Below are 23,170 nucleotides of genomic sequence, written 5' to 3'. Positions count from 1 at the left end.
CAACGCATGTGGCGTAGTTTATGCCTGTTGTCATTGCCGTTTTACAGCTTTACCTTGCTAGCCAATTGCAGCGATGAGTTTGATCTAGAACGCCTTGCTGAACAAAAGCCGCAGATTAGCGCTATTCATTTCGAACAAAATAACGTGTTTGATTTGACCGAGCCTGGGGTGTTTTGGTTACATCGCTTTGCCAATGCCAGCCATCGTATCAGCCTTGAAGGTACTATTCGTGATGATTTGCTGTTTAATGATCACGCACCGTTAAACTTGGCCGATCTGGCTGAAACCGAGCGGCTCTTAAGAAGCCGACGCTATATCCGCGATGCTCGCGTATCTGTTAGTCGCTATTGCCCCACTGAAAATACTGTTGAGGTACTGGTCCGAACTTGGGACACCTGGTCCTTGTTACCTAAAATTGATATTTCTAGTGAAGGCGGCGAAACTAATTACTCACTGGGCATTGCCGAAGATAATTTATTAGGTTTCGGCAACCAACTTCACTTAGATTACAATAAAGACAGCGAACGTAGTGGCTACTTAGTTAGCTTTGGCAGCCCCAACATTTTTGGTACGCACTGGAACACCTTTTTAAGTTACGCCAATAACTCTGATGGCGAAAATTATCGTTTTAATGTGCAGCGGCCTTTTTATCGCTTAGATTCACAGTGGTCTCTTAACTTCGATCTGCTTAAAAATAAAGAACTCGTTACCGATTATCAATTAGATGAGCGGGTTAATGAGTACAATCGCACTCGGCAACAATTCGAAAGCTCTGTTGGCTTTAAACTGGTTGAACGCGGTCGCAGCATTCAGCGCTTTATTGTTGGCATGACCCTAGAAGACGTCGCCTTTAATGATACCGAGGGGACGGTATTAACGTTACCTGACGAGCGTAATCTTTCAGCGTTATGGCTGGAGTATCAAATTTTAGAAGATGATTTCTATAAGCTTTACAATATCAATCAATTTAACCGCGTTGAAGATATTAATGCCGGCTGGCAATTACAACTGCGCCTTGGCTACTTACAATCATGGTTAGGCGCCGACAATTCTGGCTTGCAGCTCACTGCGCATGCAGAAAAAGCGTGGCAACTGCAAGAACATACTTGGTTATTTGGTCAGTTAAATTATCGCCGCTTAAATTGGCAAGATCAAACACAGCAACTGCTGCATTTCTCTTGGCAATTAAACCATCAACTGAATGAATACAATAGCGTCGTCGCCAGTATCTCTGCAGAACGTGGCAGCAATTTATTTGCCGATGAACGCCTATATCTGGGCGGTGATACCGGATTGCGCGCTTTCCCTCTGTATTATCAAAGCGGCGATAAACGGGTGATTGCCACAGCAGAATACCGGCGTTACACCGATTGGAATCTATGGCGGATCTTTGATGTCGGTTTTGCTGCCTTTACCGATATAGGCCGCAGCTGGGGCGATTCAGAACAATTTAAAGACTTAATGGCTCAACCCGATATCGATGACAAAGTTCTGTTCGGCATCGGTGTCGGTGTTCGCTTACTCTCTAGCCATTCTAGCCGTGGCACTATGGTGCATTTAGATCTGACCCGCCCATTTAGTGATAACCCAGATATTAACAACTGGCAGTGGCGTGCTACTGCAAAACGGCGTTTTTAAGATCGCATATACCTTTATGCAAACTTATTTAGTCACTTTGCACTTTATGGTCATCATTGCCATCGGTTTGTCGCCATGCAACGTGCTTTTGACTGTTTAGCTGTGTAACTTGTCGCCGAATGTTTTTTAGACTAGTTTTGAGTGCCCCCGTGAGTGGTCAATGAGGGGTAAACAACTCGATAAAAACCTTAACAAGCATCCCGCCTTGGTGGGAGTTGTTTCGGGAGTCACTTTATGCTGAGCTGGGCGAGCCGGCCGTTGATGGTAAAAGACTGTGGCGCATCTCACCGGTTTTTCATGGTAATAAAGTCAAAAAACCGGTATTAGTAGTGCAAGGCACAAATGATCCGCGGGTATTGCAAGTTAAAAGCGATGAAATGATCGCCGCAATTCGCGAAATGGGGAGCCAGTAGAGTATGTGCTGTTTCCTGATGAAGGGCATGATTTGTTGAAAAAAGCTAACCGGATCACCGCACAAAACGCGTATTTGAATTTTTTAAGGCAGTATTGATAACTCGTGAATGTAACTTCTAACAAGGCAAGTTTACCACGCAACCTAGGGCTTTTCGGTCTTTGGTTGCTGGTGATTAATGGTTTTATTGGCGCCGGTATTTTTGGCTTACCGGGTGGCGCGGCTAAATTAGCGGGCGAATATAGCCCCTATATTTATTTGCTCTGTGCCTTACTCATTTTACCCATCTTATTATCCATGGCCGAGCTGTCGAGTTACTTTCGCGGCAGCGGCGGCCCGGTGCGCTACGGCACGGCCGCTTTCGGGCCTTTTATCGGTTTTCAGGCCGGTTGGTTATATTACATTGCGCGTTTAGTTTCTTTTGCCGCCAATACCGTGCTACTGGTCGATAGCATCAGTTATTTTTGGCCCGCGGCCAGCAATACCCTGCAACGAAACTTGCTCCTTAGTGCCATTGTTGGCAGCTTAACACTGATAAATGTGCTCGGCTCGGTGCGCGCCATGCGCTCCTTGGCACTTCTTACCGTGCTGAAATTTGCTGTGTTATTACTGCTGGTGGTTACCGGGATAAGCTACTTTGGTGCACAACTGCTACCCGAAGCGAATGCCACGACGTTGTTTAATAATCACTACGATATTGGCGCTGCCGTGTTGTTATTAATTTATGCTTTTGTGGGATTTGAATCGGTGGTGGTACCCGCAGGAGAGGCCAAAAACCCCGCCAAAGATATGCCCCGCGCCTTATTGCTGGGCTTAGGGCTCGTGACGCTGTTATATATTGCGATTCAATTAGTAAGTGTAGCCGCCGTTCCAAACATTGCTGATTCTAGCAACCCGTTACTGGATGTCGCCGCGACGTTATTCGGGCCCGTCGGTGCCATGATCTTAATGCTAGGCGTGGTCGCCTCCGTCGCCGCGAACTTATTGGGTTCTATTTTTTCTACACCGCGCGCCAGCTTCGCCTTAGCCGAAGACGGCAGCTTGCCAAACTGGTTTGCAAAAGTACAGCCGCGCTTTTTAACCCCAGCGAATTCGATTGTCTTTTTTGGGATCTTAGCGCTGATATTAACGCTTTATGGGTCATTTTTATGGCTGGCCGCTGCAACAGTAGTTTCACGCTTGTTGCTTTATGGACTAACCTGCGCCGCTGTACCAGTATTACGGCCCAAACTGGCCGCCAGCGACAGCTTTATTTTACCCTTTGGTTACGCCATACCACTTCTGGGTATCGCGGCCTGCGTTTGGCTGGCGTTTCAGGTTAGCCTGTCATCGGTATTAGCCACCAGCGCTTTTGTGTTATTAGGCACGGCCTTGTACTTTTTGGCGCGTTGGCAGGCAAAATAATGGCTAATGGCTATAGTTTAAGGCTTTAGAGCAAACTTTAGATAATTTGGTATTCAGATAGAGCCGTTTAACGTTGACAGTGCCGACAAAACACCGTGCTACGCTGACCTAAACGGATTTCTTGTAGCGGCTCACCACAGCTAAAGCAGGGCTTGCCGCCACGCCCATACACTAACAACGCCTGTTTAAAATACCCTGGCTTGCCGTCTACTTGGCTAAAATCACGCAAGGTGGTACCACCTTGCACTATGGCGGCCGCCAGCGTTTCTTTCACTACGGTTGTTAATAACTGTAATTTCTCTGCACTGACTTGATTGGCTGGGGCTTGCGGTGCGATGCCTGCTTTAAACAGCGCTTCGTTGGCATAGATATTCCCTACGCCTACCACCACCTTGTTATCCATCAGCACCAATTTAATGGCGGCAGAACGTTTAGCACAGTGGCTGATCAGAGTTTGCGCGGTAAAGTCTGCCGTCAGCGGCTCAGGCCCTAACGCCCCGAGTAATGGATGGATGCTGCCATTGGCTTGCCACAGTACCGCACCAAAACGACGCGTGTCGTTTAAGCGCAAACATTGGCCACTGCCCAGCACAAAATCGATGTGATCATGTTTCGCTGGCGCGACGCTGTTCGATACCACTTTTAAATGGCCAGACATACCTAAATGCAAGATCACACTACCGCTTGGCAGTTCCAGCAATAAATATTTAGCACGTCGACTGACAGATAAGATTGGCTGCTGCTGGATCTCAAGCACTTCATCCGGGATCCACCAACGTAATTGCCGTTGTCGAGCAACGACCTTGGTAATCACTTGCTGCTGTAAATGCGGGCTAATACCCAGCCGGGATACTTCTACTTCTGGTAATTCAGGCACAGCCTACTCCAAGGTAAATAACAAACGCGCTTGGGCGGGCGCTAACAAATACAACTGGGTACGCCCCACTTGCTGTACTAAGTAACCGCTAGGTTGGAGATACAACAACCAGATCTGAGGTTCAAACTGCCCCACTAATTGCACACTGGCTTGAGCAATAGGCACCCAATTAGCACCTGCCGTTTCATTACTTGCTACGAGTTGCGTAGTTTGCCAAGCCGCAGCCATCTCAGTAGCAGACACCGTGCTCGGTTGATGAGGTTGCCATTGCCATTGACCTGCCGCTTGTACTAAACGCTTTGAGCCAATAGAAACACTTAGCAGCTGGCTAGAGTCAGGGAGCAAACTTACACGTTCTGCGCGGCCAAAATAGGTATTACCTGACCAGTCATACAAGCTAAACATCAGCAGCAGCACAACAAAAATCAGTACATTGTTCCAATTACGACGAGACAATTTCAGCATGATGATGTGTTTTAAAGAAAAGACAGCAGAATAGTAACGCAGGGGCAGTATAAAAAGCAAAAACCCGGCGAAAGCCGGGTTCTTGTAAATTCGATTATTTGATTTTCGCTTCTTTGAAAATCACGTGCTTGCGCACTTTAGGATCGAACTTTTTGATTTCCATTTTTTCTGGCATGGTACGCTTGTTCTTCGTAGTAGTGTAGAAGAAACCAGTACCTGCAGAAGAAACTAAACGGATTTTATCGCGCATTTGTTAATTCCTTATACCTTGTGACCGTTGGCACGAACGTCAACTAGGACGGCATCGATACCTTTCTTGTCAATAATACGCATACCACGAGTGGTTGTACGTAAAGTAACAAAACGGTTTTCACTTTCAACCCAGAAACGGTGAGTTTGCAGGTTAGGCAGGAAACGGCGCTTTGTCGCGTTGTTGGCGTGCGAACGACGGTTACCAACCATCGGACCTTTGCCAGTTACTTGGCATACTCTAGACATGTCAATATTTCTCCAAAATTACGTCAGCTCGAGCTATCTTTCACCCTTCTGGCCTTGAAGGTTGCCCCGAAAATGGATGAGGGCGCACTTTATACACGAAAGCGCAATCAAACTCAAGACAATTTAGCCATGAGCTAGAACGCCTTGTTGTGCCAAGTCCTCATTTACAACCAGCCACGCTCAGCAAAAGAGACGACTTCTGCATCGCCCACAACAAAGTGATCCAATACTCTGATATCAACCAAAGCCATGGCTTGTGTTAGGCGCTCCGTTATTGCTCTATCGGCGCGGCTTGGCTCGGCCACCCCAGAAGGATGATTATGAGCCAGAATAACGGCCGCGGCATTATGCCGTAAAGCGTGTTGAACCACAATACGCGGATAGACTGGGCTTGCATCAATTGTGCCTTGAAATAAGGGCTCAGCACAAATCATACGATGTTGATTATCAAGATAAAGTACCATAAATATCTCGCGTTGCTCTTGTGACAACAAGGAACTCAAATATTTTCGTACTAATGCAGGCTCGGTAAATACCGTTTCTCGCTGCAATTGTTGTTGTAAAAAACGCCGACTCAGCTCCAATACCGCTTGTAATTGCACGTATTTCGCTTCGCCTAGGCCTCTTGCTTGGCAGAACTCCGCTTTACTGGCACCAAGCAACGCCCGTAAACTGCCAAATTGCTGCAACAACTGCCGAGCTAAACCCACGGCATCAGTGCCTGCAATACCAGTACGCAAAAAGATTGCGAGCAATTCCGCATCCGATAAGGCTTGCGTGCCCAGTTGCAACATTTTTTCACGCGGCCGCTCTGAAAGCGGCCAATCAGTAATCGCCATAACTCGCTCCTTTTCTCGCTGCTGAACGGATGCTGAATTTCGGTTTCCATGCTATCTTATGCCAATCTAATTCTGGCTAGGGTGCTTCTGCTATGCAGCAAAGCCTTGCTTCTAAACGTATTTTACTTGGTATCAGCGGCGGTATTGCCGCTTACAAAAGTGCTGACTTAGTGCGGCGTTTAACGGAACGCGGCGCCGATGTGCGGGTGATCTTAACCGATGCTGCCCAGCATTTTATTACGCCCTTAACGCTACAAGCCCTCTCCGGAAACCCGGTAAGCCATAGCCTCCTCGACCCGTCAGCGGAAGCAGCGATGGGCCATATTGAGCTGGCAAAATGGGCTGATTTAATTATCGTAGCCCCAGCCAGTGCCGATGTGATTGCCCGCTTAGCGCATGGCTTAGCGAATGACTTATTAACCACTTGCGTGTTAGCAAGTGACGCTATCGTGGCTGTGGCACCCGCGATGAATCAGCAAATGTATAAAAATATAGCTACACAAAAAAATATCGCAACATTAAAAGAACATAAATTTCACATTTTTGGGCCAGGTTCGGGTGTGCAAGCCTGTGGTGATGTGGGTGCGGGCCGCATGTTAGAACCGCTAGACATCGTCGCGTTAATTGAACCGCTTCTTACTTCTAAACACGTTTTATCGGGCTTAACTTTCACTATTACCGCAGGGCCTACGCGCGAAGCAATTGATCCAGTGCGTTATATCAGTAATCACAGCTCTGGCAAAATGGGCTATGCCCTTGCTGAAGCGGCGGTGAAAGCAGGTGCTAAGGTCACCTTAATCAGTGGGCCTGTGCAATTGCCTGCGCCCGCCGGCGTGCAAATGATTCAGGTTGAAAGTGCTGAGCAAATGCATCAAGCCGCACTCACTGCCGCCGCGCAATCCGCTATTTTTATTGGCTGTGCCGCGGTAGCAGATTATCGGATGAGCGAAATCGCCACCGATAAGCTAAAAAAAGGCAGCGAGAGTGAGCTGCATCTCACCTTAGTGAAAAACCCCGATATTATTGCTGCCGTTGCCGGCATGAACAAAAACCGACCTTTTACTGTTGGTTTTGCCGCAGAAACACGCAATGTGCTCGATTATGCTCGGCAAAAATTACTGAATAAAAAACTGGATATGATCTGCGCCAACGATGTTTCTAAGCCTAATAGCGGCTTTAACAGCAATCAAAACGCCATTACGCTGATTTGGCCCTTAGGCGAATTAGATTTACCTGTACAACCCAAACAACAATTAGCAGAGCAGTTAATCGCCCTGATCAGTCAACATTATCACGCATTAGAAAAGAAGCCATGATGAAAAAAGCTATTGACCTAAAAATCCTCGATCCGCGTATTGGCAACGAGTTTCCTTTACCCGCTTATGCTACTCCAGGCTCTGCCGGTTTAGATCTGCGGGCTTGTGTCGAACAAACGTTAACGCTAGCCCCGGGTGAAACCGCACTGATCCCTACGGGTATTGCCATCCATATTGGCGATGCACAATTATGTGCAACCATTCTACCGCGCTCGGGTTTAGGCCATAAACACGGTATCGTTCTTGGTAACTTAGTTGGGCTGATTGATTCTGATTATCAAGGCCCGTTAATGGTCTCGATGTGGAACCGCGGCCAACAAAGCTTTAGCATTGAACCCGGCGATCGTATTGCGCAGTTGGTGTTTATGCCGGTAGTGCAAACAGAATTTAACGTGGTTGAGTTATTTGATAGCTCAGAACGAGGTGAAGGTGGCTTTGGCCACTCGGGTAAACATTAAGGATCGTCCAGCTCGCATGACAACACCAAAACGCGCTAATCGTAAAGAAGATATCTTACAAGCTCTTGCCGCCATGCTGCAGAGTAACAGTAACGGTCAACGGATCACGACCGCGGCGCTAGCAGAAAAAGTCGGCGTATCGGAAGCCGCACTTTATCGGCATTTCCCAAGTAAAGCCCGCATGTATGAAGGCTTAATTGAGTTTATCGAAGACACCTTGCTTTCAACGGTAAACGCAATTAGCGATGAGCACAAAGATACTCGAACTCGCATCAGTTTAATGTTGCAGTTAGTATTAGTTTTTGCCGAACGTAATCCCGGCTTTTGCCGAATTTTAACCGGCGATGCCTTACAAGGTGAGCAAGAGCGGCTTTTGGAAAGAGTGGCGGTCTTGTTTGAAAAGTTAGAAGCACAATTTCGCCAATGCTTGCGCGAGCGCAAATTGCGCGAAGGCAAAGGGTTCAGTATTGACGAAGCAGAACTCGCCAATTTATTGCTAGCCACCGTCGAAGGTAAGATTAACCAGTTTGTGCGCTCGGGCTTTAAACGCTTGCCAACACAGTGCTGGAGTAATCAATGGGCGTTACTTGAGCAAAGTGTGTTTCAATAACCGAATAAAAAAAGCACCGCAAAGTGATAAACTCGCGGTGCCTTGTTGTAACGTTAACCGGTCACTCAACCAGTGTATTAATTCGTAAAGCTTTATTGGCGAAAACGTATGCTTGCACGCTAACGTGAGCCTGAGCGCGCTGCAACGGCCAACGGTTAATGACAATCAAAGCCGCTATTTAACTCACCTGAGCAAGCCGGCAGTTTAAAGCAGCGTAAACCACTCCCATAGCGCCGCTCCCCACACTAAACCAACAATGACTAAGCTGGTAAACACCGCGGCTGAAGCAAGATCTTTTGCCCGACCTGACAATTCATGCCGCTCTAAACCGACACGGTCGGTTAATGCTTCAATAGCGGAATTAAGCAATTCAACCACTAACACTAAACACCATACGCCAACAAGCAAGGCAAATTGACTGACCGATTGCGCTAACATCGCGGCTAAGGGCACAGACAGCAGGGTTAACAGCGTTTCTTGACGAAAAGCGGATTCGTGCCGCCAGCCAGCAGCAAAGCCCTGCATAGAGCATTTAGCGGCTTTTAACACCCTTGCTAACCCAACGCCATTTGGCTTTATCATAGTGCGTTCCTAACTGTGCTTAACAGGCTGTTTCTTTATTTGGCTAGTGAGCTTAGGTATTAAATCTTAAGAACAGATTAATTTACACCATACTCTGCACGATAAGCTTGTACCGCGGCCAAATGCTCAGCTAATTCCGGTTTATCCATTAAATAATGGATCAGATCCGGCAAGCTGATAATCGACACCACCTTAGTCGCAAAATCACGCTCAACTTCTTGAATCGCTGATAACTCACCTTGGCCACGCTCTTGCCGATCCAACGCAATTAACACGCCGGTTAGCGTGGCGCCTTGTGCTTGGATCAGTTGCATCGATTCACGAATAGCCGTACCCGCGGTAATCACATCATCCACCAACATGATGCGCCCTTGCAGAGGTGCGCCGACTAAATTGCCGCCCTCGCCATGGGTTTTCGCTTCTTTGCGATTAAAACAATAAGGCACATCGCGGTCATAGTGATCCGCTAAGGCTACCGCGGTAGTCGTCGCAATTGGGATGCCTTTATACGCTGGGCCAAATAGAACATCGAAGTCTAAGCCGCTATCTTGTAAAGCCGCAGCATAAAAGCGACCTAACTTTGCTAAATCGCTACCGGTATTAAACAAGCCTGCATTAAAAAAATACGGGCTAGTGCGGCCAGACTTTAAGGTAAAGCTGCCAAACTTTAACACTTGGCGCGCTAAGGCAAATTCAATAAACTCACGCTGGAATGCTTTCATACAAACCTCTTAGGCCAATACACGTTTTTGTTCGGCGACGATATCAAGAATGGCGCTATGGCCAAGGCCTAACATCTGTTGCATTTCCTCAAAACTAAAGGGCGCCTCTTCTGCGGTGCCTTGAATTTCAATGATTTGGCCTGTTTCGGTCATCACTAAATTCATATCGGTTTCAGCAGCAGAATCTTCAGCATAATCTAAATCGGCCACCGGCGTGCCTTTGTAAATACCCACCGACACGGCGGCGACCATGAATTTTAACGGGTTCACTTTTAACACGCCTTTATTGCGTAAATAGCTCAACGCATCAACCAGTGCCACACAAGCACCCGTGATCGATGCCGTACGCGTACCACCATCGGCCTGAATCACATCGCAGTCGATGGTAATGGTGTTTTCACCCAGTAAACTTAAATCTACAGCGGAGCGCAGTGCCCGACCAATCAAGCGTTGGATCTCCATGGTACGACCGCCTTGCTTACCCCGTGCCGCTTCCCGGTCATTACGTGTATGCGTCGCGCGAGGCAACATGCCGTACTCTGCCGTGATCCAGCCTTTACCTTGGCCTTTTAAAAAACGTGGCACACCTTCCACTACGCTGGCAGTACAAATCACTTTGGTATTGCCGAACTCCACCAGCACCGAACCTTCGGCATGAGCGGTAAAATTACGGGTAAATGAAAGAGGACGGATTTGACTGGCGGTTCTGCCACTTGGACGCATAAAGCTTCTCCTGACTAAAAATGTAAGGGCTATTATAAGAGCTTAGACCGCTAAGGGCTATCTCTAGCCCAAATCAATCACGTTTTAGTCAGGTAGCAAACCCATTAGGTATGATAAACAACCCACTTTAACCCATGCCCTTGCGCCGATGGCGACAGGGTAAGCTCCTGCTGATATTGGCCATTTAACCTGAAACTCAGGTATACTCGGCCATATTCTCGCTGTTTGGAACAAATCAATGATTCATAGTATGACCGCCTTCGCCCGCCACGAAACTAAAGCCAGTTGGGGTACAGCTCAATGGGAAATTCGCTCTGTTAATCAGCGCTATTTGGAATCGTACTTTCGTTTGCCCGAGCAATTCCGTGGCCTCGAAAGTTTATTGCGTGACAAACTGCGTAACAGCCTGCAACGCGGCAAAATAGAAGTGAATTTACGTTTTCATGCTAACCAAGCTGCAGGAGAACTGACGCTAAACGACGTTTTTGCCGAGCAGCTGTTACAAAAAGCGCAGCAATTACTGCAAAAAGCCCCGCAAGCTCAACTTAATATTGCTGATATTCTGCGCTGGCCCGGTGTCATGGAAACACCAACAGAAGACTTAGACGCCTTGCAAGGCGAACTGCTCGCCGGTTTTGATGCCGCACTGCAAGATTTCTTAGCAGGCCGTGGTCGTGAAGGCACTGCCATTGAAGATATGATCCAGCAGCGGCTTGCGGCCATTGGCGAGCGCGTCGTTTTTGTACGGGAACATTTACCACAAGCCATGCAATGGCAGCGTGACCGCATCACCAACCGTTTAAATGAAATTAAAGCCGATTTAGACCAAAACCGTCTCGAACAAGAAATGGCGTTTTTAGCGTCTAAATCTGACGTCGCCGAAGAGCTAGACCGCCTCGACGCCCACATTAAAGAAACCCGCCACGCTCTAAAAAAAGGCGGCGCCTGCGGCCGCCGTTTAGACTTTATGATGCAGGAATTTAACCGCGAAGCCAATACGCTGTCATCTAAAGCTATTAGCACTGAGATTACCAATGCGGCTGTGGAGCTTAAGGTGTTGATAGAGCAGATGCGGGAGCAGATCCAAAACATCGAATAGGTTCCTGGGTAGAAAGTTACCCGTCCAAGAATGTCTTAGAAGCCCTGTTATTTACTTGTAAATACAGGGCTTTTTTTATTTTCCCCGTCCAAATCGGTTTGCAGATGTCCGTTACCAGTTGCTGTTTAAGTGGTGGGCAAAATGGTGGGCAAGACCTGTTTTTTTGACTCAATAAGCAAAAAGTCAAGGTATCTGGTGAGCAGATTTTTGCATCTATCTCACCACCGCCTTATGCCATCCTCACTTATCGTGCTGCTTGCAGATTGTTCAATCACTCAACTATCGAACCAATCGATAAACAAACAGTGGTGGGCAATGGTGAGCAAATTTTAACGATTTCTTAGGAATATAGAGTAACAAACGATGGCAAAACTAACCGCAACTCAGGTGCAATCTTATGCTCGCACCGCAGCAGCAAACAAAAAATACAGTGATGGTAATGGCCTATATTTTTGCGTAAGAAAATCTGGCATGCCGTATTGGATGCTAAGGTATACCAGCCTAAACGGGCGACGAGAAGCCACGCTCGGTCAATATCCAAGTATGACCTTAGCAGAGGCTCGACTTGAATCATCTAAAATGCAGCTACAACTTCAGCAAGGTGAAGATCCATTAGCAATTCGCGCTATTGAAACCATCCCAGAGATCCAAAATGTCAGCCAGCTGTTTCAAGACTGGTATGCCAAAGACTTAAGTCGCCGGTTAAAGCACCCCAATATACCCAAACGTGTTTTTACCAAAGAGATTGCACCAGTGATTGGTCAACTTTCTATCCAAGCTGTGCGCCCCACACATGTGCGCGAAGTATTAGAGCGTATTCGAGAAAGTAACCGCCCTACCATTGCCAACGATACCTTGATGTACATGAAGCAGCTGTTTCGGCATGCGATAAAGCTCGACTTAACGCTGAACAACCCAGCCGCAGCCTTTACCGTGGACGATGCCGGTGGCGTGGAGTCCAGTAAAGACAGGATGCTTAGCAAAGAGGAAATTCACTACGCCTTTAGCGTGTTTCATACCCATATCAATAGCTTTGGCCGCGACAACTACCTCGCTTGCTGCCTGTTTTTGGTATTGGGTGTACGCAAAAGCGAACTGTGCGAAGCCATGTGGCGTGAAATGGATTTAACCACAGGCGTGTGGGATCTGCCCAAAGAACGCAGCAAAACCGGCGTGCCAATCAGCATCCCCTTACCACGCCAAGCCATTGCTTGGTTTAACGAGTTGCAAATCCGCGCTTGTGGCTCGCCTTATGTTTTCCCAGCCAGGCGAGCAAGCCATCGTCCACATATGGGGCCAGATACGCTAAACCGTGCCATTTCTAAGCTCTTTGGTCGCGAGCCTGGGCGCAAAAAACAGCCTCCCAATAAAATGGGCAAACTTGAACACTTCACCGTACACGATTTACGCCGCACCTTTCGCAGCCTTGCCGCCTCTTTGGGTATTGCAGGCAACGTAGCCGAACGCTGTCTTAACCATAAGCTAAAAGGCGTTGAGGGTATCTACGACCGCCACGATTACTTTGAAGAGCGCCGAATTGCCCATCAAACCGTGGCTGATGTGGTTGAACCGCTAGTGAACTTTGAGCCACATTCGCAACAGCACAAAGGAGGGCATTAACATGCAATTTATGATGCGACTCGCCCCCATTACCTTTCCAATCACCATGCTGGCAGGGCTTGGTTGGTGTATTGGCATTGCCTTAGTCGAACAACCTCATGGTATAGGCTACGCACTTACTCGGCATTGCCTGATGGTATTCGTGGTCCTCGCTCCTTGGTTGATGCTAAAGCTCATGTTCTTCGTGATTGTCAGTTTAGGACGCAAACTGGGGCTCATCCCGCCTGCACGCCCAACGCACAGCTTGGGGTATGAAGAATCACTCTATTGGTTCAGAGTATTGGCCTTCTTCGATGGCAAACGCAGCCGCATGCCGAAAAGGCCCATCAGGCGAAACTAGCAAGCCCCCATTTGCTCACTTACCGTGGGCAGTTGGGACAATGGGGCAACACTTGATATGCCGAGCTTCAGAGGGTGAATAAGAGGGATGTGAACCGCCCCAAGGAATGGGGCAATTGGGGCTTTGATTGACAAAACAAGCCACCAAACATAATCTTCAAGCCAATATGACCGACGCCTCTGCATTTCTGTACGCGTCGGTTCTCATTTTAGCGTAGCGGTATGCTTCGCAAATGTGTTTCGATTGCTTCAATCATCGACTTAGTAAGTGGTAAATGCGCTTTTTCTTTCGCCCAGATTTCATGAAAGCCTGCCACGGTTTGCTTGGCAGTATCTAACACCAATTTTTCTGGCAGCATGGCTTTAGCCGCCAAGTGTGACAGCTCATCCAGCGTGAAATCACTGAATTTCTTGCTACGACTCACCTTCAGCGATGCACTATCATCGGGGATATAAGGAATGGTCGAGACAAAGTCATAAGCAGGTGCAATCGATGCTGCGCGCTTGTCTTTGTAAATCACAGACCAATTCTTCAGATGCATATCCGCATTGCCAATTAGGGTATTGAACACCAATCGACGCGTAAATTCTGCAATGTCTTCGTCTTGACCTTCGATGCCGATAACCTGAGCAATATTGCGCATACTGGCTTTTTTGTATTTATCTTGAGGATAGACGCCAAACACTTGCGCAAAATCTTCAATATGTACGGCTTGATCACCTGCACGATCAAAGCGCTTGATCACAAACGCCTGAGCATTTTTAAAAGCATCGCCAAATTTACCAATACCCTCTGGGATATTAGCAATCTGGTTAATCGGGAGTAGCTGCGTTTCTGGCACATCCATCCCCAACATGCGAGCCAATTCCATCATCGAATATTCATTTTCTGGCACAGCGTCAAAGCGAGACGATGGCAATTTCACAATCCAAGAGCCACCTTTACCGGTTGCCGGAATAGTCAAACCACCGCTTGCCTGTTGTACGGCTGAAAACTTCAACTGTACACCCGCTAATGAAAAACGCATTGGTGATTCAATTTCCGTTTCATCGTCAATGTCTTGATGCACATTAGGCGGCAGCGCTTCGCCATCAGCAGGTTCAACCGTGATCGCACCTGCTAAATCTTGTCCTAACACCCACAATAGAAAAAACTCCCGCGCTGGATTCACTCCGGCACGCTCTGCCAGGTAATGACGCATGGTTTCTTCTGGCAAAAGGTTAGAGAAAAACGGAGTTAACTTGGTTTGGGTCGGTTTAAAACTAGTCAGTAAGCCACCCAGTGCATCTTTAAAACCCAGCCCTAACACGGGCCGTGATTCATCATGAATGTACGAATCCATAAAGGCAAAAAGCGTTCTGTCATTGCCCACGTTGGTGATCGTTGCTATGGGCTCACCGTAGAGCAACACGTTGAGCGTAGAAACATGATTAGTCATCGTCGTCTTCCCCTAACTGATATGCCGGTGACATCTGCTCAGCTTCATCGTTGATACCATTATTGTTTGACCCGTTATGATAAACACCTCGGCTGCTTCGAATGATCGACTTGATGGCAGGAACTGACTTTTTAGGCGCAACCAATAGCTCTAGGTCGAGTACACGGGCAAGTGCAATCAAACTGGATATTCTTAAATCAACACCGCCAGACTCGATTTTCGAAATATGACTTTGCGGCACCCCCGAACGCGCGCTTAACTCTCTTTGGCTAAACCCCTTGCGTACCCGAGCTTCTCGAAGACTTTCTAGTATCTGCTCTGTTACATAGCTCATTTCGATACGCCTTAATGAATCAATTAGGAATAATTATATACAAAAACATATCACCGCAATCCCACGAACACAAGAATGATTAGCTATTATGTATCACTAATCACTTCTTGATATACAATTATAGATAAAACGTAACGCGCGCGCTCACTTACTGTGGGCTTTGGGACAGTGGGGCAACACTTGATACCGCAAGCTTTAGAGGGTGAATAAGAGGAATTTTAGCCGCCCCAAGGAATGGGGCAATTGGGGGCCGTGCCAACAACTCCTTTCAGTCAATCAAACTACAAACTTGCAAAAGTCCCAATATGGGACTAACATCTGTTTATGAGAATTATCGCACTATCAACCTTAAAAACATTTTGGGAAGACAGCCCAGAATACATTGACGCTAAAGAGCCAACTTTAGCGTGGTATAGGCATGCATTAAACGCTGATTGGGGCTCACCGGCGGATGTGAAACAGGACTTCAGAAATGCCAGCATCCTCAAAGATGGGCGTGTCGTGTTTAACATTGCCGGTAATAAGTACCGGTTAGTTGTTTGGATCAATTATGCCTACAAAGTGGTTTACATACGGTTTATCGGCAGCCATGCGCAATACGATAAAATTGATGTGCAAACGATTTGAAGCCAAACGGTAGTAACAAGAGGTAAATATAATGGACATCAGACCTATTAAAACAGATGCCGACTACCGCGCGGCATTAAACGACATCGAAAACCTAATGATGGCGGAGCCAGATACCATTGAAGGCGAAAAGCTGGACATTTTGGTTACGTTAGTCGAGGCCTACGAAGCAAAGCATTTTCCAATGGATTTGCCAGACCCTGTTGAGGCAATAAAGTTTGAGATGGAGCGCAAAGGCTTAACGGTTAAAGATCTTGAACCCATGATAGGTAAAAGCAATCGTGTTTATGAAATCCTAAACCATAAGCGATCACTCACGCTAAAAATGATTTGGAAACTTCATGAAGGGCTAGGTATTCCAGCAGAGTCGCTGATCAAACCGCCGCAAGTTCGCGCTTCATAGCGCTGCGCATAAAAATTATGTTGTCATGAATGACGCTCGCTACCCAAACATTTCTGCTATTGATAACAGGCTAGCTGAGCTTGAAAACGAAAAGCAGCAGCTTCTCGCATTAAGAGAAGCTTTGCGTAGCGCTCAAAACGAGCGTTCAGTACAGACATTCACGCCAGAACTATACCGCCAGCTGAGCTAATAAAAACAGATGAGCGCCCCAAAATAAGCGATGCCTACCGCTGGCTCGTCGATAACCAACAGCGCACTTCAAAAATTGTCTCAGACGCCTCTCAGTGTGTTCAAAATGGCGGACACCCGTTAGTCCTTACAGAGCGTAGAGAGCACGCAGAGGAAATACACTCATAACTTACCAAGATGGGTATAAGCACTGTCGTACTCAAAGGCGCCATGAAAGCTGCCGAACGCAAGAATGCAGATAATCATCTGCAATCGGCTCAAGTCGTCGCAACAGGAAAATATGTGGGTGAAGGGTTTGACCTGCCAAGACTGGATACGTTGTTTTTGGCCATGCCAATCGCATGGAAAGGTACGTTGGCCCAATATGCCGGTCGTATTCATCGTGGATCGGAAGGAAAAACACAAGTCACCATTCACGACTATGTGGACTGCGCCCTCCCTATGCTGCAACGCATGTTTAAAAAACGCGAGAAAAGCTACAAGGCAATGGGGTACGCCCTTGAATACTTTGAGGGTAACAGTGACAAGCAACCTTCACTGAAGTTAGAAAACGTCCCTTTATCAAATACCAAGCCAAAATAAACAGCAGCGCTTCATTAAACACTTCCCCATGCCTTTACCCCCATACGCCAAAACCACTATCCGTTTGGCTTTTGGATCGAAACGCCAAACAGGGAAATCAGCCCATTTACTGTTTGGCGTCTCGATTGAAATCCAACGCTGCTAAGCCTTGCCAGTACTGGATCAAAGCAAGGTTTGGCGCTTTTTGCACCCTAAACCAACCTCGAATCCAAAGTACAAACCGTTTGGTTTTTTAAACCCAGAATGCAAACGATCGTTTGGCGTCTCGATTTTTTTGCACTAGCCAAATGCCGCCAAACAGCGCCGTATTGGACGATGTATTTCAAACAGTTAGCCGCGCACAGGTCATCATAAAAAACCGATTTGACTGGTTAGTTTGATGGCCATTTCTTTCATCTAATTCACCACCGAGTCTGCACCCGACCACTGAAAATAGACGGCATGACGAACCAACAAGGTGATAAGTGACGTGTTATGGGCAAGTGGCAACGATTGGGATAGAGAATGGATAAAGCAGGTGGTCGCTTTACTGGCTGGGTATGGCGCGTTTACCCTCTACCCAGCATTGAGCCAGTGCGAGAATGCCGCCGAACGTTTAACCCGCTGGCTGACCTATCAGTTACCACGCGTTAAACAAGCGCACCCAGGCTGCCCGATTCACCAATGGCTGAACAGCATTGGCGCACAAGAGATCGTAGAAAAATGGCAGCACCCCGAGCAATGGCCAAACCTGTATTGGCTACCTTTGCCTGAGGTTGATGGCCACGCGCAAGGCGGCTTGGTTTTGTTACCAGCGCATTTGTTACCGGTAAATGGGGATTGCACAAGCCAAACCAGAACATTGCAAGCAAACACACCGGCCAACGCCTGTATTTTTTGGTGCATTACGCCTTTATCTAAAACAGGAAAACGCGCTACCTTGCACCCCAAACAGCAAAACCGCGCCTTTTGCCTGCCCAGTTCGCCGGAGCAAATGGGTAAATCGTGCACAGGGTTGTTACTGAGTGGCTTAAGAAAAGCCAACGGAAAACCAAACGGCAACGTGATCAGCCACCAGATTAACCTAGCGCTGCTGCACCACCTTTGCGAGCCGGAGAGTGATGTGTGGTTGAAAGCGAATTTTGGTGCCGTAACTCATTACGGTACCAAAAATTAGAAGCCTGAAAAAGAGTAACCCCTCGCAGGGCGCTGATCTAACGGGTAGCGGGAGGGGTGTTGTTGGTGCGATTTTAATATCAAAAGCGCCAAATAGCTCGATATTATTTGATGTCGCTTTTTAATTGGCAGTATGTATCAGACTGTTTTAAGTTCCTGCTTTTTAATGTCATTCATGGCGAGCTTATTAAAACGAGCTTCATCTGCGCCTGCCTGTTCACTATTACAGTAATCACACATTCAATACTGGCTTTCAATTTGGTCTTGTTGGTCCAAATACTCAACCGTAACCATTTCAGTATGCAGGATGAGTTGACCCATCTCGCAAATTGAACAGGTTCGAGTATTCATCACATATCCTCAAAACAATAAGAGTCTGGATGCTAGCACACCGCTTATTAAAAACCATAAGTAATCCATTGACATAGCCAACCACTCACATAAACTGCATTTAAATGTATTTTTTCGACAAAACAAGAGTCTGTTCGTCATGAGCGATGAAGTGTTAACCATCAAAGAAGTCGCGCAATACCTGAAGGTCAATGAGCGCACTATTTACCGTTTGGCTGCCAGTGGTGAACTACCAGGGTTTCGTGTTGGTAACGCTTGGCGCTTTAAACAAAGTGACTTGGCAACTTGGGTGGCTAAACAAACTCAAAAATCAGCCTCTAAAGAATAATCATGGAGCACCGCAGCATGGAAATAGCGCAGTTAATCAAACAACTCGGCTCTACACCTAAAAACGCGGCCGCCGTATTTAGTGAACACCGAACCTTGTGGCAATCTCTTAGTTTTAATCAAACACAAGTCGCACTTTGGCTGGCCTCGTTACCGCTAAACAATCAGCAAAAAGAGTCGTCCGCGGCTTATCAGGTAACCCCTGATATTGCAGCGCATTTAGTGTCACTGCTACAACAAGCCGGTGGGCGCATGCCGTTAGCACTGGTGCTAAAAAAGCTGCCAGCGGGTATCACTACTAGCGAGCAACAGATACGCAAACTGGCGCAGCAACATGCACAGTTAGACATAAAAGGGCCCTTGCTGATTTTACTGAATTAGCACGTTGGTGAATTGGCAGGTTTAGTCACCCGCAACCAACCCAAAGGCATCGTCGAACGACTTAATAAAAGAATGAAATAAACATCATGGCAAAAGAAGAAAAAGCAAAAAAACAAGATCCCAAGCAACAGCTTGAACCGCTGTTTAATCACCTAACCACGCAGCACACCGAGTTCACCCAACCATTAATTGAGCTGCCCGAGCACGAATTTGCTAAAGCTGGGTTAATTCAAGGCTTGGTCGAAGGCAACTTAACGCCACCGGTTATGCTGGTGGCACTGGCTGAAGGCCATTGGGAATACGCCGCCGATACCGCTAAGTTTGATGAGTTAGCCTTTCAACTGTTAAGCGATATCGAGGGTGACTGGCCAGTGTTTGCCGTGGTGGCCGATGGCAGCAACCAGCGTATATTGGCGTTATTTGGTGCCGATGGCTCAGATGGCACCCACGGAGTCGACAGCCTGCCAAGTCTTGAAGAATTGCGCAGTTTTGACCGCCTAGAGCGCGACCCAACCTTTCGTTGGTCAATGCGCATTTATACCCGCTTAATGCAGCGCTTTGATGCCTTTCATGAAAACGTTTATCGCGTTACCAAAGACAAAGTAAACGACAAAAACGACATCATCGAAGAAGTCGCCAAGCTACTGTTTTTAGAAAGCTTTCGTGTCCACCACGATGAAGAGCTCACCTTTAACGACGAAGCGGGCAATACCTTACGTTTTCGCGATGTGTACGATTGGCAGTATGTTGCCAATCACGGCGATAAAGCAGTAGAGCAAATCAAAGCGGCGTTTGAACAATTTAAAAGCCACGAAGACTACGTGGTCATTTCAGACGATGGCTCACGCAACGCCATTTTTGGTAAAGACACCCATTTGCGCCTCTCGGTAGCCAAAAACTACCAAGACCTGCTCGAAGCGATACAAAACCTAGGGCCACTCAAAACCAACGATGGCAAAACCATTAAAGAGCACGGCACCTTGGGCGATGTCTCCGGTGATTTACTTGGCCGCGTGTTCGATGTGTTCCTACGCGCTAACTTTGAATCTAAAGGTGGCCTTGGCGTATACCTCACACCAAACCCTGTTAAACAAGCCATGCTCGAAATCGCGATGCACGATATCGACGATGACGACGAAATGCGCTCGCGCTTGGCCAATGGTGATTTCCGTTTCTGCGATCCAACTTGTGGCTCCTTTGGTTTTGGCTCGGTGGCCCTCAGCCAAATTGATAAATGGATCGACTTTAAACTGGTGCTGGCCGACGACAAAAAAGAACAGCTAAAACAGAAGCTACGCGAAAGTGCCTTTACCGGTGCTGACGCCGCGCCACGTATGGTAATGTTGGCCCGCGTCAATATGGCGCTGCAAAACGCACCTAAAGCGCAAATTTTCTATACCGATAACTCACTGACCACCCAAGCGCTTAAGCCCAATAGCTTTGACCTGATCTGTACCAACCCGCCCTTTGGCACCCCAAAATTTGGTAAAGATAAAAAAGGCCAGGAATCGAAAAAGAACTACGAAGCCAATATGGAGCAAGTGCTTGGTGGCTTTCGCCCAGCCGAAAAAGTGGTCGATAGCTACAACGCCTACTACGACCACCTGAAAATGAAATGGCAAGATACCGGCGATTTAGAACTGGATGACAATGGCAACCCAAAATGGGCCGGTTACCGCACCGATTTACGCCGCACCGGCGGTACCGATAAAAAGCCCGTTTACAGTTTGCAGCCGAGCACAGAAGGTTTAGCCCTTGGCAGCAAACCCGACAGCAAAGGCAACTGGCAGCCCGTGAGCTCCACCATTGATCCTGCGGTGTTGTTTATTGACCGCTGCCTGCAACTGCTTAAGCCCGGAGGCCGTTTAATGATTGTCTTACCCGATGGTATTTTGTGTAACTCCGGCGACCGTTATGTGCGCGAGTACATTATGGGCAAAAAAGACGAACAAACTGGCGAGTTTGTGGGTGGTAAAGCCATCGTTAAAGCGGTGATCTCATTACCTAGCGACTGCTTTAAACTCTCTGGCACAGGCGCAAAAACCTCGATTTTGTATTTGCAAAAACGCCACGCTAACCCAAACCAGCCCGAGCAGTTTTTACCCGAGCCACAAACCGAGGTGTTTATGGCCGTAGCCGAAACCTTGGGATATGTGGTGAAAAACAATATCGAAGACTATAACGCTGGTGTCGCTAATGATCTGGATAAGATTGTGTCGGCTTATAAGCGGGGTGAGTGATGTTTGCTAAAAGATACAGTCCTAATGAATTAATAGACATTATCGCTGCGCCGTCGTACAGCCCTGAAATTATCAACTACGTTAAGAAAGTTGCGAGTGCCCCATTTCTATCGCAGTTTTTGAGTCAAAAGCCTAAGTTGGGAATTACAGGAACAATCGCCAAGGATTATGTTGATGCTGATACTGAAGACGCAGTTCCATATGTATCAACTAAACAGGTCAAGGGGCTTCATGCATATATTGATGATGCGAAATACATTTCGAAAGACGCGGATATAGAGTGGGCGAAGTGTAGAGTTGAAGATGGCGACATCATCATAAACAAGAGTGGTAATGTTGGTGCTGCCGCCGTTCTTTGTTGTGCGCCATATCCCTACACAAATTCAGTCTCCGATATTATCAATATTAAGCTTGCAAAGAATTCCACGATTGACAGAGATTACCTCGTTGTTTATCTGAATAGTCCCTACGGTCAGAAACAATTACAGCGACTTAGTGGCGGTGCGATTTTCAGTCACGTTAGCTTGCATGCTATACCTGATATCCGTGTTTTTCATCCTGACATAAAGGCCCAAAAATACATCGGGGATAAAGTTCGCCAAGCCGAGCAACTGCGCGCTTGGGCGAAGCGGTTGGAAAGTTCAATTGAGCACCTGTTGACATCAAATGATGACTACTTATCGGTTTGCAACACGGCTGAAACAAAAACTAGTCGCCCACAACTAAACGATTTATCAAATAGGTTGGACCCTAAATACTACGGTAATAAAGCTATTGCCGTTCACCGTTTTGCTCGTAAAACTGGAATGGCGCTGGGTAGCTTAATCAAATCGGTTGCTAATGGTTTTGAGGAGCGTTCATTTATTGAAAGTGGTTTGGCTTACATTACCGTATCTGAAGTTTCGTCAGGCCGCCTAAACGCACAAGCCGCCCCCAAGATCAGTAAAAGCGTCGACGTGCCAGCAAAGGCAATTATTCATGAGTCTTGTGCTTTAGTGGTGCGAACAGGGTCAATCGGCACGGCCGTAAAAGTGCACGCATTGGATAAAGGCTGTGCAATTAGTAGTCATTTGATTCGATTAGAATTCAATGATGAAGAAACCGCAGCTGCTGTGGCCGTTTTCCTGAATTCCGCAGCAGGGAAAGTTTTGCTTCATAAAATTAGCTATGGTGCGGTTCAACCCCAAATTGGGCAAGAAGAATTACTCGCACTAAGTATTCCTGAATATGTTCTTAATGAAAAAGCGAAATGTTTAGAGCTTTTAAATAACTATGAACTTGCTATTAGAGCTTCAATGAATCTCACAAGCGCCGCCAAAAACCTAGTCGAAGCCCTAATAGAAGGTCAGTTGACCGAACAACAGCTAATCCAAGCCCAACAATCCTTGGATGATGGCGATAACCGCTTAGACCAAGCCATATTAAGTAAACTCAGCAACCAAGGTTACGCCATTGACGGTGCCACACCGCTGTTTAGCGATATTGATGAGCTTTACCGTTTGCTGGAAAGTGCCGCCCAAACTGAGGCTGAGGAGTAAGC

Annotated in this window: 26 protein-coding genes and 1 pseudogene; 17 read left to right on the top strand and 10 right to left on the bottom strand. The window is 47.2% G+C overall.

The window, feature by feature from the left end:
• The first annotated feature begins 6 nt into the window (after positions 1-6).
• From ACUJFL_RS03415 to ACUJFL_RS03405, 3 genes and pseudogenes are all read left to right on the top strand, one after another.
• Positions 7-1,638, top strand: a complete 1,632-nt coding sequence (locus ACUJFL_RS03415; RefSeq protein ID WP_445426132.1) for a BamA/TamA family outer membrane protein — start codon at positions 7-9, stop codon at positions 1,636-1,638.
• Between the two features lie 164 nt (positions 1,639-1,802).
• Positions 1,803-2,149: pseudogene (locus tag ACUJFL_RS03410) on the top strand (alpha/beta hydrolase family protein); the annotation flags it as partial.
• A gap of 6 nt (positions 2,150-2,155) precedes the next feature.
• The gene (locus ACUJFL_RS03405; RefSeq protein ID WP_445428505.1) at positions 2,156-3,454 is read left to right on the top strand and encodes an APC family permease; all 1,299 of its coding nucleotides are present in this window, start codon (positions 2,156-2,158) and stop codon (positions 3,452-3,454) included.
• Between the two features lie 67 nt (positions 3,455-3,521).
• Here ACUJFL_RS03405 and mutM read toward each other — a convergent pair whose 3' ends face one another.
• The 5 genes from mutM to radC all read right to left on the bottom strand — a co-directional run bounded on the left by mutM (position 3,522) and on the right by radC (position 6,133).
• A complete protein-coding gene (gene mutM, locus ACUJFL_RS03400; RefSeq protein ID WP_306177223.1) occupies positions 3,522-4,331 on the bottom strand; it encodes a bifunctional DNA-formamidopyrimidine glycosylase/DNA-(apurinic or apyrimidinic site) lyase in 810 nt (269 codons plus the stop codon).
• Between the two features lie 3 nt (positions 4,332-4,334).
• Positions 4,335-4,796 (bottom strand): hypothetical protein, encoded by a 462-nt coding sequence (locus tag ACUJFL_RS03395; protein WP_306177224.1) that lies wholly within the window; start codon positions 4,794-4,796, stop codon positions 4,335-4,337.
• A 94-nt stretch (positions 4,797-4,890) separates the two neighbouring features.
• A complete protein-coding gene (gene rpmG / locus ACUJFL_RS03390; RefSeq protein ID WP_008219722.1) occupies positions 4,891-5,046 on the bottom strand; it encodes a 50S ribosomal protein L33 in 156 nt (51 codons plus the stop codon).
• 11 nt (positions 5,047-5,057) lie between these two features.
• Positions 5,058-5,294: a 50S ribosomal protein L28 gene (gene rpmB / locus ACUJFL_RS03385; protein ID WP_026349251.1), complete on the bottom strand. Its 237-nt coding sequence runs from the start codon at positions 5,292-5,294 to the stop codon at positions 5,058-5,060.
• 164 nt (positions 5,295-5,458) lie between these two features.
• Positions 5,459-6,133, bottom strand: a complete 675-nt coding sequence (gene radC, locus ACUJFL_RS03380) for a RadC family protein (RefSeq protein WP_226749333.1) — start codon at positions 6,131-6,133, stop codon at positions 5,459-5,461.
• A 92-nt stretch (positions 6,134-6,225) separates the two neighbouring features.
• On the opposite strand from radC, the gene coaBC reads away from it, so the two are divergent.
• Genes coaBC through slmA form a run of 3 tightly spaced genes read left to right on the top strand, consistent with a single transcriptional unit; the run spans position 6,226 to position 8,517 of the window.
• The gene (gene coaBC, locus ACUJFL_RS03375) at positions 6,226-7,449 is read left to right on the top strand and encodes a bifunctional phosphopantothenoylcysteine decarboxylase/phosphopantothenate--cysteine ligase CoaBC (protein WP_445428504.1); all 1,224 of its coding nucleotides are present in this window, start codon (positions 6,226-6,228) and stop codon (positions 7,447-7,449) included.
• Complete coding sequence (gene dut / locus ACUJFL_RS03370) at positions 7,449-7,907, top strand: dUTP diphosphatase (RefSeq protein ID WP_329605539.1); 459 nt, start codon at positions 7,449-7,451, stop codon at positions 7,905-7,907. The genes coaBC and dut overlap by 1 nt, the downstream gene beginning before the upstream one ends.
• Before the next feature lie 16 nt (positions 7,908-7,923).
• On the top strand, positions 7,924-8,517 hold the full coding sequence (gene slmA / locus ACUJFL_RS03365; protein WP_226749330.1) for a nucleoid occlusion factor SlmA: 594 nt from the start codon (positions 7,924-7,926) through the stop codon (positions 8,515-8,517).
• A 204-nt stretch (positions 8,518-8,721) separates the two neighbouring features.
• Here slmA and ACUJFL_RS03360 read toward each other — a convergent pair whose 3' ends face one another.
• From ACUJFL_RS03360 to rph, 3 genes are all read right to left on the bottom strand, one after another.
• The gene (locus ACUJFL_RS03360) at positions 8,722-9,099 is read right to left on the bottom strand and encodes a diacylglycerol kinase (RefSeq protein ID WP_226749329.1); all 378 of its coding nucleotides are present in this window, start codon (positions 9,097-9,099) and stop codon (positions 8,722-8,724) included.
• A gap of 77 nt (positions 9,100-9,176) precedes the next feature.
• The gene (gene pyrE, locus ACUJFL_RS03355) at positions 9,177-9,821 is read right to left on the bottom strand and encodes an orotate phosphoribosyltransferase (RefSeq protein ID WP_226749328.1); all 645 of its coding nucleotides are present in this window, start codon (positions 9,819-9,821) and stop codon (positions 9,177-9,179) included.
• Between the two features lie 9 nt (positions 9,822-9,830).
• On the bottom strand, positions 9,831-10,544 hold the full coding sequence (rph, locus tag ACUJFL_RS03350) for a ribonuclease PH (RefSeq protein WP_445428503.1): 714 nt from the start codon (positions 10,542-10,544) through the stop codon (positions 9,831-9,833).
• A gap of 238 nt (positions 10,545-10,782) precedes the next feature.
• On the opposite strand from rph, the gene ACUJFL_RS03345 reads away from it, so the two are divergent.
• The 3 genes from ACUJFL_RS03345 (at position 10,783) to ACUJFL_RS03335 (ending at position 13,603) form a co-directional block, all read left to right on the top strand.
• Positions 10,783-11,643, top strand: coding sequence for a YicC/YloC family endoribonuclease (locus tag ACUJFL_RS03345; RefSeq protein WP_445428502.1), 861 nt, complete (start codon positions 10,783-10,785; stop codon positions 11,641-11,643).
• A 363-nt stretch (positions 11,644-12,006) separates the two neighbouring features.
• Positions 12,007-13,263, top strand: a complete 1,257-nt coding sequence (locus ACUJFL_RS03340; protein ID WP_445428501.1) for a tyrosine-type recombinase/integrase — start codon at positions 12,007-12,009, stop codon at positions 13,261-13,263.
• Position 13,264: 1 nt separating this feature from the next.
• The gene (locus ACUJFL_RS03335) at positions 13,265-13,603 is read left to right on the top strand and encodes a hypothetical protein (RefSeq protein ID WP_445428500.1); all 339 of its coding nucleotides are present in this window, start codon (positions 13,265-13,267) and stop codon (positions 13,601-13,603) included.
• 208 nt (positions 13,604-13,811) lie between these two features.
• On the opposite strand, the gene ACUJFL_RS03330 is transcribed toward ACUJFL_RS03335, so the two are convergent.
• Together ACUJFL_RS03330 and ACUJFL_RS03325 are read right to left on the bottom strand one after the other, a co-directional pair.
• Entirely contained in the window at positions 13,812-15,041 is a 1,230-nt protein-coding gene (locus tag ACUJFL_RS03330) for a type II toxin-antitoxin system HipA family toxin (protein WP_445428499.1), read from the bottom strand.
• Positions 15,034-15,375 carry a helix-turn-helix domain-containing protein gene (locus ACUJFL_RS03325; RefSeq protein WP_445428498.1) on the bottom strand — a complete coding sequence of 114 codons (342 nt, stop codon included), beginning with the start codon at positions 15,373-15,375 and terminating at the stop codon, positions 15,034-15,036. Before ACUJFL_RS03325 ends, ACUJFL_RS03330 begins: the two co-directional genes overlap by 8 nt.
• A 324-nt stretch (positions 15,376-15,699) precedes the next feature.
• On the opposite strand from ACUJFL_RS03325, the gene ACUJFL_RS03320 reads away from it, so the two are divergent.
• From ACUJFL_RS03320 to ACUJFL_RS03285, 8 genes are all read left to right on the top strand, one after another.
• Positions 15,700-16,002 carry a type II toxin-antitoxin system HigB family toxin gene (locus tag ACUJFL_RS03320; protein ID WP_001926661.1) on the top strand — a complete coding sequence of 101 codons (303 nt, stop codon included), beginning with the start codon at positions 15,700-15,702 and terminating at the stop codon, positions 16,000-16,002.
• Between the two features lie 31 nt (positions 16,003-16,033).
• Positions 16,034-16,405, top strand: coding sequence for a helix-turn-helix domain-containing protein (locus ACUJFL_RS03315; protein WP_000354813.1), 372 nt, complete (start codon positions 16,034-16,036; stop codon positions 16,403-16,405).
• A 399-nt stretch (positions 16,406-16,804) separates the two neighbouring features.
• On the top strand, positions 16,805-17,176 hold the full coding sequence (locus tag ACUJFL_RS03310; protein WP_445428497.1) for a DEAD/DEAH box helicase: 372 nt from the start codon (positions 16,805-16,807) through the stop codon (positions 17,174-17,176).
• A gap of 469 nt (positions 17,177-17,645) precedes the next feature.
• Positions 17,646-18,332: a hypothetical protein gene (locus ACUJFL_RS03305; protein ID WP_445428496.1), complete on the top strand. Its 687-nt coding sequence runs from the start codon at positions 17,646-17,648 to the stop codon at positions 18,330-18,332.
• A gap of 489 nt (positions 18,333-18,821) precedes the next feature.
• The gene (locus ACUJFL_RS03300) at positions 18,822-19,010 is read left to right on the top strand and encodes a helix-turn-helix domain-containing protein (RefSeq protein ID WP_190365695.1); all 189 of its coding nucleotides are present in this window, start codon (positions 18,822-18,824) and stop codon (positions 19,008-19,010) included.
• A 17-nt stretch (positions 19,011-19,027) separates the two neighbouring features.
• Entirely contained in the window at positions 19,028-19,390 is a 363-nt protein-coding gene (locus ACUJFL_RS03295; RefSeq protein ID WP_445428495.1) for a hypothetical protein, read from the top strand.
• Positions 19,391-19,476: 86 nt separating this feature from the next.
• Positions 19,477-21,630, top strand: a complete 2,154-nt coding sequence (locus ACUJFL_RS03290) for an HsdM family class I SAM-dependent methyltransferase (RefSeq protein ID WP_445428494.1) — start codon at positions 19,477-19,479, stop codon at positions 21,628-21,630.
• Positions 21,630-23,168: a hypothetical protein gene (locus ACUJFL_RS03285; protein ID WP_445428493.1), complete on the top strand. Its 1,539-nt coding sequence runs from the start codon at positions 21,630-21,632 to the stop codon at positions 23,166-23,168. The genes ACUJFL_RS03290 and ACUJFL_RS03285 overlap by 1 nt, the downstream gene beginning before the upstream one ends.
• Positions 23,169-23,170 lie beyond the last annotated feature (2 nt).

Source organism: Alishewanella sp. HL-SH05 (assembly GCF_052655985.1).
Note: the sequence above shows the minus strand (reverse complement) of the source record. Positions and strands in the feature narration are given on the sequence as shown.